The 16,043-nt window shown below is 42.4% G+C and carries 7 protein-coding genes; 2 read left to right on the top strand and 5 right to left on the bottom strand.

The genetic code is table 11. The annotated features are described in order from the left end of the window. Window positions 1-341 precede the first annotated feature (341 nt). Entirely contained in the window at window positions 342-983 is a 642-nt protein-coding gene (locus BACFIN_RS15640; protein ID WP_007749764.1) for a carbohydrate-binding family 9-like protein, read from the bottom strand. Window positions 984-1,094: 111 nt separating this feature from the next. Between BACFIN_RS15640 and BACFIN_RS15635 the strand changes: the two genes are divergently transcribed. Continuing rightward, complete coding sequence (locus BACFIN_RS15635) at window positions 1,095-5,156, top strand: hybrid sensor histidine kinase/response regulator transcription factor (protein WP_007749767.1); 4,062 nt, start codon at window positions 1,095-1,097, stop codon at window positions 5,154-5,156. Between the two features lie 118 nt (window positions 5,157-5,274). Further along, on the top strand, window positions 5,275-6,810 hold the full coding sequence (locus tag BACFIN_RS15630; RefSeq protein ID WP_007749768.1) for a sulfatase-like hydrolase/transferase: 1,536 nt from the start codon (window positions 5,275-5,277) through the stop codon (window positions 6,808-6,810). Between the two features lie 292 nt (window positions 6,811-7,102). On the opposite strand, the gene BACFIN_RS15625 is transcribed toward BACFIN_RS15630, so the two are convergent. From BACFIN_RS15625 to BACFIN_RS15615, 4 genes are read right to left on the bottom strand one after another with little or no spacing between them, the layout of a single operon-like run. Beyond that, a complete protein-coding gene (locus BACFIN_RS15625) occupies window positions 7,103-8,899 on the bottom strand; it encodes an alpha-L-fucosidase (RefSeq protein ID WP_230325676.1) in 1,797 nt (598 codons plus the stop codon). Window positions 8,900-8,924: 25 nt separating this feature from the next. After that, window positions 8,925-11,348, bottom strand: coding sequence for a polysaccharide lyase family 8 super-sandwich domain-containing protein (locus BACFIN_RS15620; RefSeq protein ID WP_232281633.1), 2,424 nt, complete (start codon window positions 11,346-11,348; stop codon window positions 8,925-8,927). Between the two features lie 34 nt (window positions 11,349-11,382). Further along, a complete protein-coding gene (locus BACFIN_RS0219515; RefSeq protein WP_007749771.1) occupies window positions 11,383-13,671 on the bottom strand; it encodes a DUF4955 domain-containing protein in 2,289 nt (762 codons plus the stop codon). A 14-nt stretch (window positions 13,672-13,685) separates the two neighbouring features. Next, entirely contained in the window at window positions 13,686-15,968 is a 2,283-nt protein-coding gene (locus BACFIN_RS15615; protein ID WP_149923694.1) for a DUF4955 domain-containing protein, read from the bottom strand. Window positions 15,969-16,043: the final 75 nt, after the last annotated feature.

A 16,043-nucleotide genomic window follows, 5' to 3' on the forward strand; every position in this document is an offset into this window, starting at 1 on the left:
CCAATGCGGTATGTATGATAGAAAAGGTCGAAAGAAAAAAGAAAGGCAGCATAATCTGACTAAAATAACAGGAAAACAGGAGAGGTTTTAACTTCCCCTAAAAAAGACATGTACATAATGCATGGGTGGGAAGGAAAAAACAAGAATATGTAAACAATATTCTACAAAAAAGATAGAAGACTGGGAGAGTTGAACGAAAAAATCAAGAGAAAAGCTTTGCTTTACGTGAGCTTTTCTCTTGATTTTTTAGAAAGAGGAACATTTACTGAATATCCCTATATCCGGATTATGTACTTTTATCTTTCTTTCTCCGTGTCCTCTGCGTCCTCTGTGGTGAGAAATTATTCAAACTCCAATGTTCCGAAAAAGTCGGGACGATGGAAATCCGGTTTCTCTATTTCTATCGGATTCCATGACAGGAAATGGGGAGTCTGCAACTCATCACCACATTTATAGAAGTTAGCTTTTATCTCTTTTCCATCAAGAGAATCAATCTGATGTTTGAAGAACACTTTATAAGGGATAATCAAGGCTACTTCCCAACCGGATTCGTCAGCCTGCTCTTCAAAAGGCACATTACCCAAACTGGACCAGCGTTGCACAAGGGCGGTTATTTCTTTCGGAGCATGTTCACGGCCATTGCGTGCAGGACCTGCACCAATCAGAATCGTTCCGATACAATTACATTCGATATTATAATACACCCCGTCATCTGCCGGTATAGAAAAGAATTCTACACAGGAGTCGGTCCATACAGAACCATTATCTTCTCCATATCTGGCACGTATACTCTCTTCCTTTACCTTAAAATGCAACAAAATAGAGTCCTGCGTGTGAGCTATGCGAAAATTTACTTTAGGCTTGTAGGGATACTCAGCCCAATTAACACATTGAATGGGTTGGAAATCAATCTTTTCTTCATCGAACAATTTCGGAAGCGAACAAGCCTCTACGTTAGCCGCACTAATTTTCTTTACTTTCATATTTCTTTCGTTTGGATGATACAAATATACGAACTTTCTTCTAATAAGGTTCACAGAAATCAAATAAAAACGATATATTTGCCAATAGTAATACCTTAAAAGAACGAATTAGTGAAAAAAGTAACCCTTTTATTTCTGCTGTTTTTAAGCATCTCTGCAGTCCATACACAAGGTCAAAACATCACTTTCAGTCATTTGACCACGGATGACGGCCTTTCACAGTTCTCTGTCAATAGCATGTATATTGACGAAAGAGGAATTATATGGATCGGCACACGCGAGGGACTGAACCGGTATAACGGTAACGATATCAAAAGTTTTAAACTCAAAAAAAATGATCCGAACAGCCTGTTCAGCAACACAGTATTGCGTATCACCGGAAATAAGAAGGGGAAAGTGTACCTGCTTTGTACCGACGGTATCGCAGAATTTGACCTGACTACTCAGCGGTTTAAAACACTACTGCAAGGGAATGTAGACGCCATCTACTATAATGAGAAACTATATATAGGTAAAAGAGAGGAAGTTTTCGTGTATAACGAAAGTACGGGCAACTTCGACCTTTATTATCATTTGGCGGGAAAGGATATCACTTTATCCTGCCTGCATCTGGACGATAAAAAGAACCTCTGGATGGGGACAACCGGCAACGGAGTTTACTGCCTGTCGGAGAACAAAACAGTATCCCAACCTATCACAAAAGGCAATATCACAAGTATCTATGAAGACTCCTCCAAAGAGTTATGGATAGGTAGTTGGGAGGAAGGACTATACCACATAACGACAGACGGTAACATCAAAAATCTTCGGCATGACCCCCAAAACCCGAACAGTCTATGTTCCGACTTTGTCAGAAGCTGTTGTGAAGACAATGCCGGTAATTTATGGATAGGAACATTCTACGGTTTGAACCGTTATGACAAAAGTAGCGGTCAGTTCCAGGTTTACACAGCCGATGACAGCAGACCGGACGGACTCACTCACTCTTCTATTTGGTGTATTGTAAAAGACGGTCAGGGAACCATCTGGCTAGGAACTTATTTCGGAGGTGTCAATTACTTTAACCCGGAGTACGAAATATACACCCGCTACAAAGTAGGAAACACAGAAAAAGAAGGTTTAAGCAGTCCGATTGTAGGAAGAATGACAGAAGACAAAGACGGTAATCTGTGGATTTGCACCGAAGGGGGAGGTGTCAATGTCTACAACCGGAAAAGCAATACCTACCGTTGGTATCGACATGAAGAAGGGAAAAATACTATTTCGCACAATAACGTAAAAGCGATCTATTACGACCGGAACAACGACATCATGTGGATTGGTACACATCTGGGAGGATTAAATAAACTCGACTTGCGAACCAATCGCTTTACCATATATAGGATGAAAGCAGGAGATCCCGCTTCACTGCCATCGGATATTGTACGCGATATCGTACCCTACAAAGACAAGCTGGTCATCGCCACACAAAACGGAGTCTGCCTTTTCAGCCCGTCCACGGGTAGTTGCCGACAACTTTTTAAAGAGACCAAAGAAGGAAGAAATATCGGCATGGTGGCCAGCCTTTGCTTCGATAAAAATGGTACTTTATGGATTGCGGCCACCGGAGAAGGAGTTTACTCTTATCGCTTTGATAGCGGTGAGCTGACCAATTATTCACATAATCCGGCTACTCCGAATAGCCTCAGCAATAATAACATCAACAATATTACGCTGGATAGTAGTGGCAACCTGTGGTTCTCCACTTCCGGAAGCGGTCTTGACCGTTATCGTGAAGAGAGCAATGACTTCGAGAATTTCGATGTACAAAAAGATGGTTTATCCAGCGATTGCATCTATGAAGTATTCGAATCATCTATCCAAAAAGGAAGTTTATTATTAATCACCAATCAAGGATTCTCACAGTTCGACTATCCGCACAAGAAGTTCTACAATTATGGTACGGAAAACGGATTCCCGTTAACAGCCGTCAATGAGAATGCCCTATTCGTAACCCACGATGGAGAAGTATTTTTGGGAGGTATTCAGGGAATGATCTCTTTCTGGGAGAAGAAGTTGCATTTCACACCGAAATCATATAGTATTATTCTTTCACGCCTGTTAGTCAACGGTAAAGAAGTACTTCCCGGAGATGAGACGGGAATTCTCGAACAATCCATCTGTCATACCCCCAAAATCAGCCTGAAATCAGATCAATCCATGTTCAGTCTGGAGTATGCAACATCCAATTTCATTCCCGCCAATAGAGACGAGATAGTCTACCGCCTTGAAGGTTTCTCCGACGAGTGGAACCATACATACCGCCAACAGACGCTTATCACATACACCAACCTGAATCCGGGCAAGTATACATTAATCATCAAATCGCAACGGGACGGTATCGAAGAGGCACGGCTCCAGATTCTGGTACTTCCTTCCTGGTACGAGACATGGTGGGCTTATCTGATCTATACAGTCATTACAATCAGTCTGTTCTGGTTCCTTATCCAGAACTACAATTCACGTATCAAGCTGCGGGAATCATTGAAATACGAAAAGAAGCATATCGAAGACCTGGAAGCACTGAACCAGTCCAAACTTCGTTTCTTTACCAATATCTCCCATGAGTTCCGTACCCCGCTTACCCTGATTGTAGGACAAGTGGAAACGTTGTTACAAGTACAGACATTTACTCCTAATATATATAATAAGGTATTAGGAATCTATAAGAACAGTCTACAGTTGCGGGAACTGATTACAGAATTACTTGATTTCCGTAAACAGGAACAGGGACACATGAAAATAAAGACGAGCAAGCATAATTTGGTGGAGTTCCTCTACGAGAATTATTTGCTCTTCTTAGAGTATGCAAGCAGCAAGCAGATAAACTTCAACTTCATCAAGCAAACAGATGACATTGAAGTATGGTATGACCAGAAACAGATGCAGAAAGTAATCAATAACCTTCTATCCAATGCTCTGAAACATACCAAAGCAGAAGATACGATAACAATCAAGGTGTCGCAGGAGCAAGACCATGCCATCATAGAAATAAAAGATACCGGTTCGGGTATTGCTGCTGCCGAAATCGATAAGATATTCGACCGTTTCTACCAGACCGAACATCTGGACTCATTAAACACCGGAGCCGGAACAGGCATTGGTTTGGCGCTGACAAAGGGAATCGTAGAACTGCATCACGGCACTATCCGTGTGGAAAGTGAACCCGGCAAGGGAAGCAGCTTCATCATCACCCTCAAGCTTGGGAACCAACACTTTACGGAAGAGCAGATCGTCAAGGAAGATGTAGAATCCACCATTCAGCAACCAACAGACGTGTTCGTTCCTTCGGTTGAGGTATTGCCCGATACCGCATGGAAAGAAGAAGAGAACAACAAGCGTATTGAGGATGCCAAGATGTTGATTGTGGAAGACAATGAATCTATCAAACAAATGCTAGTCAGCATTTTCGAAACATTCTATCAGGTCACAACCGCATCCGACGGTGAAGAGGCTTTGGAAAAAGTGAGGGAAGAGATGCCTAGCATTATATTAAGTGATGTCGTCATGCCCCGTATGTCCGGAACAGAACTTTGCAAACGAATCAAGACAGACTTTAATACCTGCCATATTCCGGTGGTACTGTTGACAGCCCGTACTGCGATAGAACATAATATTGAGGGACTGAAAATCGGTGCGGACGACTATATCACCAAGCCGTTCAATACGAACCTGCTGATTTCCCGTTGCAACAACTTGGTTAATTCCCGCAGACTGTTACAGGAAAAATTCAGCAAGCAACCGCAGGCTTTCGCACAAATGCTGGCTACCAACCCGATGGATAAGGAAATGCTGGACCGTGCTATGGCTATTATTGAACGCCATTTGGACAACCCGGATTTCAACGTCAACATTTTCGCCCGCGAAATGGGTATGGCACGTACTAATCTGTTTACCAAGTTGAAAGCCGTTACCGGACAGACTCCGAACGACTTCATCCTAAGTATACGTCTCAAGAAAGGAGCTGTCATGCTCCGGAACAATCCGGAACTAAATATCACGGAAATCTCCGACCGAATCGGCTTCTCTTCTTCGCGCTATTTCAGCAAGTGCTTCAAAGAGATTTATCACGTCAGTCCATTGGCCTACCGTAAAGGGGAAGAGAAAGAAGAAGGGGAAGAAGAAACAGCGTAATATCCGGTATTATCAAGAGTGTACTATTTTGTACTTCAGTTGTACATTACTAGTCATCCTTGTTTTCTCAATTGTTTATCTTTGTATCAGTAACATTACCCCCTAAAAGATAAACATTATGAGAAACGTTTCACGCCTATTCCCGTTATTGCCCGGCATTGCCATGCTAACCGGCTGCAATCACGCATCTCAAAAGAACAACGGACAAAACGTTCAGAATCCGAACATCATTTATATATTTGCGGATGATCTTGGTATCGGTGACTTGAGCTGTTACGGAGCGAGTAAAATTAGTACTCCCAATATTGACCGTCTGGCAGGACAAGGAGTACAATTTACCAATGCTTACGCCACTTCAGCTACCAGTACCCCTTCCCGTTTCGGGCTCTTGACGGGTATGTATCCCTGGCGGCAGGAAAACACGGGTATTGCTCCCGGAAACTCGGAACTTATCATCGACACTGCCTGCGTTACAATGGCCGATATGCTGAAAGACGCCGGATACGCTACTGGTGCAGTAGGCAAATGGCATTTGGGACTGGGACCGAAAGGCGGAACAGACTTCAACAGCCAAATCAGTCCGAATGCGCAAAGTATCGGTTTCGATTATGAGTTCATCATTCCGGCAACCGTAGACCGTGTTCCTTGTGTATTCGTTGAAAACGGACGTGTAGTGAATCTTGATCCGAACGATCCCATCACCGTCAGCTACGACCACAAAGTAGGTGACTGGCCTACGGGAGAAGAAAATCCGGAACTTGTGAAATTAAAGCCCAGTCAAGGACACAACAATACCATTATTAACGGTATTCCCCGTATCGGCTGGATGACCGGAGGAAAATCCGCTCTTTGGCAAGATGAAAACATAGCCGACATTATCACTGACAAGGCCAAGAATTTCATTGCATCCCATCAGGAAGAACCCTTCTTTTTATATATGGGTACGCAAGACGTACATGTACCGCGCATCCCTCACCCACGTTTCGCAGGAAAAAGCGGACTTGGAACACGTGGCGATGTCATTCTTCAGTTAGACTGGACTATCGGTGAAATCATGCACACATTGGACAGCCTCAACATAGCGGACAACACTATCCTGATCTTTACCAGCGACAACGGTCCCGTGATTGACGACGGCTATCAGGACTATGCCTACGAGAATCTCAATGGTCATACTCCAATGGGAATCTATCGCGGTGGCAAATACAGTGCTTACGAAGCCGGTACCCGCATTCCTTTTATCATTCGCTGGCCTGCTAAAATACAGCCTTCCAAACAACAAGCTCTTTTCTCGCAGATCGACACTTACGCATCACTTGCTTCGCTTCTGAATCAGCCCTTGCGCAAGGGTGCAGCCCCCGACAGCCAGGAACATCTGGATGTGCTTTTAGGCAAAAACAATACAGGTCGTGAGTATGTAGTCCAACAAAACCTGAATAACACACTTGCCATTGTTAAGGGAGAATGGAAATATATTGAACCAAGCGATGGTCCTGCTATTGAATTCTGGACAAAGATGGAACTGGGTAATGACAAGCAGCCTCAGCTATATGATCTCTCATCCGACCCATCGGAGAAAACAAATATAGCGAAGTCACATCCCGAGATTGTAAAAGAGTTATCCGCATTATTGGAAAGTGTAAAAGAAGAATAGAAATATGAGAATAATAGATTTGTATGATTTTGCACCTATCTTGAATAATAACACCCACTACACCCACGCAAAATCCATACATTTGTAGAAAATATAAAACAGTGAATATGCGTTACAACAAAAAGCAATATATCACACGATTTTTCTAACCTTATTGAAAACGTATAATAAAATCGGACTTTAATCAATTTAACCCCCTAAAGAGAGGAACCGTGAGGCTCCTCTCTTTTACTTTGACCTCTGTTGAAAAAAGTTATTTCATAAAAGTAAAGAATTGTCTGCTCTTTGAACATCAGTAGGCTTCTTTGATTAGCTCTATTCTCATAAAGCGAATGTTTTTCTCACTCTCATTCTGGATATCCTCCCCAAAGAATCCCAAACGGCTAAACGTGCCTGTTGCATTCACAGAAAGTTCCAACCCTTTTGTGCCTTTCTGCTTGAAGTGTACCGTACCGATATCACTCCATGTTTCCGGGTAGGAGTTCTGGCGTACATTGGACAACTCCCCGTCTTTCTTCATCAATACGGAATTGAACGGAGTATTATCATCCACTTTCAATGTAATTCTAGCTCCCTCAGCAAATGATCTTCTCCAATGGCGACTGGTGAATACACGTACTTTGTAAGTACCCGGCTCATCAATCACACATTTCAGCTGCAACTTACCAGTACCTGCATGGAAGTTTTGTGTATTTCCACCCTCAGCAATCGTCAAACTTCCCTCTTTGCCCGGAATAATCTTACCATTTGCCACCGGAATACTGACTACATTTTCGTTCATGTAATTATCCTCGCTAAAACGCACCGGAGACTTACATACCAACTTCAGCACCGGAATTTCATCATAATTCAGATGAGCAGGCACTGTCAATACCGGATACGATTGATCAGTCACCGTCACTTTCTTACCGGAAGCAAGTATTTCTGCCTTTGTAATGGATGTCAACAAACCCTTCAATGCAATACAACGGTTCAGAGGTTCCCTCAAAAGATGCAGATAAATCACATTACCCTTATGTGTAACATACCCCCAAGGGAAGTTATCATTAAAAGGATTTCCGGTTGTTCCGTAGACAGCTTCCGAATTCTTCTGCATCCACCTTCCGATGAAATCCATTATATCAATGCTCGGTTGTGGTACGGTTCCATCCTCCTTCGGACCGATATTCACCATATAGTTCACTCCACGACTCGCACATTCTATCAATGAGCAAAGAATATCTTTCGGGCTCTTCCAGTTTTGGTCGTTCTTTTTGTATCCCCAAGTATGATTCATGGTAGCCACCATTTCCAAATCCATATTCACACGCGAACAAGGCATCTCATTGTCTCCCAATGCTCCATAATCTCCCAGATTATAACCCACACGACCATTCACAATACATTCCGGCTGTAATTCTCTGACTACATTTACAAATGTCCGACTCTGTTCTTTCGTCAAGTCAAACGGAGTGTCATACCATAACAAATCAATTTTACCGTATCGGGTAAGCAATTCCCGCATTTGCGGTAAAGCCTTTTCCCTGATATAACGGTCCAGATTCGGTTTTACTTCCGATTTCGGCTTACCATAATGCCCGTCATATTCATTCTGCATCACAGCAGCGTCTTCTTCCCGCCAATCTTGCCGATGAGAATAGTAGAATCCGACTTTTACCCCATGCTTACGGCAAGCTTCTACCAGTTCTTTCAAAGGATCTCTTTTATAAGGAGTACGCTCAATATCAAAATCAGACACCTCGCTCGGATACATACAAAAGCCTTCATGGTGTTTAGTCGTAAATACAATATAACGAGCTCCGGCTTGCTTTGCTAATTTCACCCATTCTTCCGGATTATATTTAGCTAACGTGAGTTTATCAGCCAGTTTCTCATATTCATTGTTAGGGACCTTGGCAAAATTCTGTATCCACTCACCGATGCCATCCACCGGCTTTCCATTCCATTCACCGGCAGCAACTGAATACAATCCCCAATGAATAAACATACCAAAGCGACCTTCACGCCACCAGTCCATATCTACCGACTGTTGTGCCTGTCCGTAAACAAACGCCCAACTCAACATTAATATACTTAACAACTTCTTCATATTCATACCATTCTTTCTTGATCTACTATTTCACTAACGACACATAAACAGGCATTCCCTGGGACAATACAGTCTTCAATACTGTATTTCCCGCTGCATTCTCTTCCAACGTAATCTTTTGGCTTTCATCACCGCTTTTCACAGTCCATTTACCCTTCAGCTCTATTGAAGCTTGTGTAGGTGTAGTCCGCCAATTATTTTTGCCAATCGTTTTCGGACGAAGATTAGGATTGCACAACGCCAGTTCCAGTCCGCTTCCACTTTTATCCAGACGTTCCATTACCAGTAACTCCGTTTTAGAAGCACATACCACTCCCGCCGATAAATTAGAGACCGGAGCAAACAGAGCGTATGCAATGGTAGATGTAGGAAGATACTTCACTATATGCACAGAATCTTGTGCAGTGATGACCTTAAACAGTTTCTCCTGCTCTTGCTTCTTGGCAAGTTCCTTCATCCGTTCGGAAGTAGTACCCGGAACAACCATAAACTGGTAACTTTTCTTTTCCGGCTTCACCCCATGATGAAGATAAGCCTTTGCAGCAGTCTCCTTTCCCATTCCGGCAGCCATACCCGCTGATGAAGGAGTAGTCTGTTCACCGTACTTAATCACCAACCGGTCGTGTCCTTTCGGAACAAAATACCCGGTAGTGGTAGGAGTAACCATCCAAGCGGCAACCTGTGGTTCTATAATCTGTTCTTTTCCTGCTTTCATTATCTGTCCGTTTACAGTCATATCTCCGGATTCTTTAGATACAATAGATTGGAAAAGATTTGTAGCAGTAATCCATTCATCCGAATAGTCGCCTTTCGCCTCTATATCAGTACCAAGACTATACAACATTCCATCAACGGCAAATACAGACTTGCAGAAAGAAAGGTTAGTCGGTTCAAAACGACGACTTCCCCAACGATCATCCTGATCGAAAGCAGCCGCAAAAAGGCCACAGTCTTTCCAAGCCAATGCTCCTGCAAAATTAGTCGTTGTTGATTTTTGGTCGAAACGGTCAGCATCATTTTTATTAGGCGTCATTTCCTTCCAATCCGTATAATGTACTGTAGTACTTCCGGGCATCATATTCCAGTCCCAACCGGCACTCTTCTTTTCTTTATCAGCGGGATAACCACACTTGGCAAGTCCACCTTCATAAAGTATTTCCAGCGTTCCATGACTTTGGTATCTGCCGAACCGGTTGGTTTTATTATATATCTCTCCACCCCAGAAGTTGGTAGTCGGACAACGCATCACTGCCAGCCAATTACCCTGTCTGTAAACTCCTGCCGGGCTGAAATTAAACTGATAAAAGCCATCCGCTTTCAGTTCGGGAGCGTCCTTATACTTCTTCGTCTTATAAAAATAATTGTAGTAAGAAGCTAATTCCTGATCATACGGAATCCCTAGCACATCTCCTCCCACTTCAATCAATGTCTCAAACAATTGTCGCGAGAAATTAATCCCCAAACCGGTAAAAGGGTGTCTGCCCGCCATACTATTCGCAAAATAACGGTCTTTATCCGATTCAGAACGTACCGCCATCAAATAAATACTAACCACAGCTTTGCTCATCCGTTGATACGCCTCCTTCTCAATACGGAAGGAAGTGCCTTTCAGTCGTCCCATATATTCCACCCAAGTGCGATATGAATACATATATCCGTTATAATGGGTATTATGATGAAATCCTGTTCCGTCAGGTTTCAGTATATCATATCCGCTAGGGCTGTACTGGGTACATCCCGACAGGAAATGAGAGAAAGCGGTTAAGTCCTTGATAGCTTGTTCATCATTTGGGTTATGAACCGCACAAATAAACAAATGCGGAAGAACATTATAAATATAGTCTGAGTTCACCTTCAGTCTCAACTCTTCCGCACTGAGATATAATCGGTCCGCCTCCAGCAAATTCCACACAGCAGCAATTAACCGACTTTTACGTACATCGTCACATACAGACAAGGCACTCAAGAAATCTGCCGGAACTCTGCGTACATCATTATAGTTACTATATTTATATTTGGGCATACGCTCTATAACTTTCTCCGTAAAGAGAAAATCCAAATAGAGATTGAAACTTTCTTCCGCATCTCCTCCGTCACGTTCAGCAGCAAAGGCCAACACACGTACCGTTTTGGCAATATCCCGTCCTTGCTGAAGAGTCACTTTTTCTTTAAACGGTGAGACTCCGGTAACAGTCTTTTCATCGTACCGTTCCAACTGCCATAGCTGTACTTGCATCAAAGCGGCATCTATTTCTCTTTGATTCGCTTTCGGAGCAGGCAGTTTATATTTCTTCCTAAACTCCTTCAACTCTTTCTTCTTCACTTCCACATCAGACACTGACATTTCTGTCTGTGCCGAATAGTTTGTGTGGACATTACCCATAGTATAAGGGGATAGACATATCCCTACACAAAATGGTAATAAACCAATCCAGTTCTTCAATTTCATAATTATTTATCTTTTGTAGTAGCTTTCTTTATACCTATTTCAACGCTTTCAGCCAATCAGGCACAAAACCCAAACGACGTTCCAATTGTGCCTCATACAATGACTCCGGCTCTACCGGAGTACCATGACTTTCGTCAAGCTTTACCTGCTCTTGTACAAAATTCAACGGATCGCCATGAAAACCGACAATCGTCGGTGGCAAGAATTTCCACCCTTTAAAGCCGATACGCCACCAATCGAATACTCCGGAAGGAGCGGAATTACCACTTGCAACCCGGGATCTTTCCGAATACATATTCCAAATAGTAAGATCATCCAAATGATTAGGCAACTGATCATAATCACCTCCCTGACGGAATTGCATGAACCCACCCTTACAAGCATCTATCAATGTGGCACGAGGTTGTGTGGCATGAGACTCGAAGCAAGCGTCTTTCCCCCAATGCACACGCCAGATAACCGCCCCCATACTCGGTTTGGAAACACCGCAAGCGTGATATTGTCCGGCACCTTCCTCACGTGTATTTCTATCATCAATCAACAATCCATTCGTACGGTCTGTCACCTTACCGATAAACACACGCGAAGAACCTGCGGAACGGATAGCGGAATGTCCGCGATTACCATCTATCGTGATATCATAAGCCGACACATTGGCACTATTGATAATGGAAGTAGCTTCACTCACACTTGTGAACTTCACACGCCGCATCCATGAATTAGTCAATCGAACCATATTCAACGGCTTGTATGCACCATCGTCCTCCCAAGTGCCATGATGTTTGAAATCATCTTTTGCCTGTCCCACAAAAGACAAATCCTCCACTCCCACTTCTTCATAATGCGGATACCGATGAATCTCCCATTTCCAACGTGCTTCCACTTCATGCATAATCGGCTCTTTAAAAGTAATACGATTACCACTTTTAGCTATAATCTGATGGAAATCCTGTATCTGTACACCATTCTCTATTATATTAGTCATCGTTGCCTCCGCCTTATATGGAGACAATTCTTTATCTACCAGTTCAGGAGTATTATCCTTTAAATACAGACACACCCAATCACCCTTGTTCAAACCGGTTGCATCATCTACTTCTACCACATAGGTACCTTTTTTTGCGTCAGAGGTTACAGTGCACATCTTGCGGGTATCCGAATTATGTTTCAGTTCAAACATACATGGAGATGAATACATCACCTCTGTACTTCCGGGCAAATTAGGAGTCGCCATAATCAACTTAGTCTTATCCGGACCGTCACCTTTAATAACCAAATGTCCGCCAGTAATAGGAATACTATAACTTGTATTATTCCCTTTACTATCTGTTGCATACGTCTTTCCCGCTTCCGGCTCTCTCATACCATTATCGTCCTCATTATGCAACACATACTCTCCTTCAGGGAAATAGATCACAACACGGGCATTCGGATTATTGCCATTTGTATCATTCTTGCGGGTCAGATTCTTCTCTTGCAAAATATCAATCAATGCAGCCCGAGCTGTCAGATTTTTCGCATTCATCCGTTCTTTCACATTCATCACCTCATATCCCAAAGAGAAGCCATCTGGAGGAGCTACTTCCCCATGATGATATCCGGCATACGAAAAATCGAGCAGAACATTATCCGAAGTTCCTAACACAAATTTATTCCAAGCTTCAGTAGTACCTTTTCCCAGCACAACAGAAGTTATTATCAACTCTCCACAACACAAAGACAAACCGACAGTCTTATTTTTTTCATCAGCGACAAGTCCATTCATTAAAGAATAAGCAGCCGATGTAGTAGATATCACATCTGTCGGCCTACTAGTCAGTTGCTTCCATTGCATCCCGTTGAATGACACTTCCCAATAGTTCTTTTCATTTAGCCTCAACCGTGGTACAAATGTCCCCTTTCCCGTTTTGGCAAGGGCAGCTACCGGCTCACCGTTCACGTCAGTCAGTATGTCCTCCGTATTATAGAACTCGTATATCCAATATCCTTCTTCATTAATCCCCAATATGGGAATTTCCTTTTTTTCGTTTTTCCCTACCTCTGGATAGATCCTTAGAAGATGACCGTTCTCCAACTCCATTACCCAAACATTGTCCTGTTCCTGGAAATAAGTGAGTACCCTCAACTTTCCATCTGCCAACTGCTGCATATCAGCAATATCCTGATTCATTTGTGCAATATACGCAGCAACCTCCGTCTCCGGAATCTGCCCTTCGATATATTCTTTTGAGTCTTCATCCTTACATCCAAGCAACAACACCTGTGATATAATCATACTTATCACAGGTGCCATTTGCCGGAATTTCTTTACGAAATTATTCATTTATTCAAGTATTATTATTTCAAAGCCCTTAACCAAGCTGGTACTGCTCCCAGACGTTTTTCCAACTGTGCCTCATAAAGAGACTCGGGAGTAACCCTCGTTCCAGTACTTTCTTCATAAGCAAGCTGGTTTTCCTCTTGTGAGAATGTCACGGCCTGGCCATGAGTACCGACTACGATAGGCGGATAAATCTTCCACCACTTATCTGTATTATTCCACCAAGTGAAATTAGTAGAAAAGTCTCGCTTCTGTTCATCAATTGTTCCGGTCACATTCAGATTCCATATAGTCAAATCACTCAAATGATTCGGCGCCTCATCTTCTGCGCCACCTGCATGATAACGAACCAACCCACCACTACAATTATCAAATAGAGTAGCACGAGGTTGTGTGGCATGAGATTCGAAACAAGCATTACTACCCCAGTTCGAATTCCAAATCACATTACCAATACTTGGTTTGGAAACACCACATCCATGCCACTGTCCTTGACCGATAACTCCGTATTTATTAGCAGTTCCATCTTTACTTTGATCATTTATCTTACCAATGAATATACGTGTCGAACCGGCAGAACGTACTGCTCCATGTCCACGATTACCTCTGATTTCAATATTATAGGCAGAGCAATTGGCTGATTCGGAAATAGTCAACGCCTCACTTACACTCTCAAAATCTACATTACGTACCCAGGAATTAACTAATCGTACCATAGCGATCGGTCTATATTCTTGATCATATCGCCATGCATCTACGTTACTCGGTGCACCATCACCGTGATGATAATAGGGAGTGATTGCCTGGCCTACGAAAGTTAAATCCTCTATTCCCACATTTTCGTAATACTTATATTCGCGAATTTCCCAACCCAAACAATCGTCATACTGGGTGTCAATATCATGCATAATCGGTTCATAGAAAACAACGCGATTACCACCGACTGATTTTATTTGATGAAATTCCGTAACTTTAATTCCGTAATTATCATTAGATTTCTCTGCCGTAATAGGAACAGGCTGTTGTTCTATTGACCACGAACCGGTCGGGGTAATAGGACCAAGTTCTTTTGCCAATAAATCTTTATTACCACTCCGCAAACGTAACTGTACCCATTTACCCGGCTTCAATCCGGTAGTTGAAGAAACCACAAGATTAGACTCACCTTTCTTCGCATTTTCTACAACATTCGCCAATAACGGAGAATGTCCTGCATTATTCGGGCTATTAGTATGTTTGATACTTAACATAGGAACATTAGTAGCCTCCGTATCTCCATTCGGCGTTTTCATCACCAGCCAAGTCAATTGAGGACCATCCCCCTTGATAATGAAGTTTCCTCCTAAAATATCATAAGGGAAGTTCTTTCCAGCTTCTTCATGCAGAACATACTCACCTGCAGGAAAGTAAATCACAATCTTGGCATTCGCATTAGTAGCATTCGAAGTCGTTTTACGAATAAGTTTATTTTCATCCAATATACGAATAAAAGCTTCTAAAGCAGTAATATTCTCCTGTTCCATGCGTTGTTTCACATTACAAACCTTATACCCCCAAGCAAAACCATCCTTAGGAGCAGTTTCACCGTGATCATATCCGGCATACGAATAATCCAGCAACACATTATCATCACTATTCATTAAAAATTTCTTCCATGCCTGTGCCGTACCATTATTAACCGTATTCAGTTTAAGTATACCGTTACCCGCACGAGATTCTAAAGTAATAGTATTGGTTACTTCATCTAAAATAACGGAACGATAAAGAGAAAAGTTAGCAGCCGTTTTCTCAGCCAACGATGGAGCAATATTATCACCTAAACGTTTCCATTGAATTCCATTGTAAGAAACCTGCCAATAACCGTCTTTACCTAATGCAATTTGAGGAGTAAATATACCTTTCCCCGTCTTGCTTAAAGCAGGAGCAGGATTTCCTTGCAGGTCAGTAAGGACAGCTGAAGTCCCGCCTAACAGATAATTCCAATAACCATCTTCGTCAATACTCAGAAGAGGAATATCTTTATCTTCAGTAGCCTGAGCATTAGCGTCTACAATCTGTTGATTGCTAAGTTGCAATTTATAGAAGCCTTTACTATCAGTGATATAATCAACAATCTCCGCTTTATTATCCATCATGGCCTGATAGGCGGAAATATTAGTGTTGTATTGAGCAATAAGTTCCGTTAACTGTTCAGGTTGCTCTGGAATAGGTTGATTACTTATTACTTCATCATCTGAACAAGATATAAATGACATAGCAATAAATAAACAAGTAGCCAAATAGTGTAAACGATATTTCATGTTTTTCGAATTTAAGTGGTACAATAAGAAAAGAAGAATCTGCCAGCTTCTATTCATGCCAACAGACTCTCCTTT

Source organism: Bacteroides finegoldii DSM 17565 (genome assembly GCF_000156195.1).
GTDB lineage: Bacteria > Bacteroidota > Bacteroidia > Bacteroidales > Bacteroidaceae > Bacteroides > Bacteroides finegoldii.

Bases quoted from the DNA above. Each gene is read 5' to 3' on its own strand.
- BACFIN_RS15640 (WP_007749764.1), bottom strand. From the start codon at position 983: ATGAAAGTAAAGAAAATTAGTGCGGCTAACGTAGAGGCTTGTTCGCTT.
- BACFIN_RS15630 (WP_007749768.1), top strand. From the start codon at position 5,275: ATGAGAAACGTTTCACGCCTATTCCCGTTATTGCCCGGCATTGCCATG.
- BACFIN_RS15625 (WP_230325676.1), bottom strand. From the start codon at position 8,899: ATGAAGAAGTTGTTAAGTATATTAATGTTGAGTTGGGCGTTTGTTTAC.
- BACFIN_RS15620 (WP_232281633.1), bottom strand. From the start codon at position 11,348: ATGAAATTGAAGAACTGGATTGGTTTATTACCATTTTGTGTAGGGATA.
- BACFIN_RS0219515 (WP_007749771.1), bottom strand. From the start codon at position 13,671: ATGAATAATTTCGTAAAGAAATTCCGGCAAATGGCACCTGTGATAAGT.
- BACFIN_RS15615 (WP_149923694.1), bottom strand. From the start codon at position 15,968: ATGAAATATCGTTTACACTATTTGGCTACTTGTTTATTTATTGCTATG.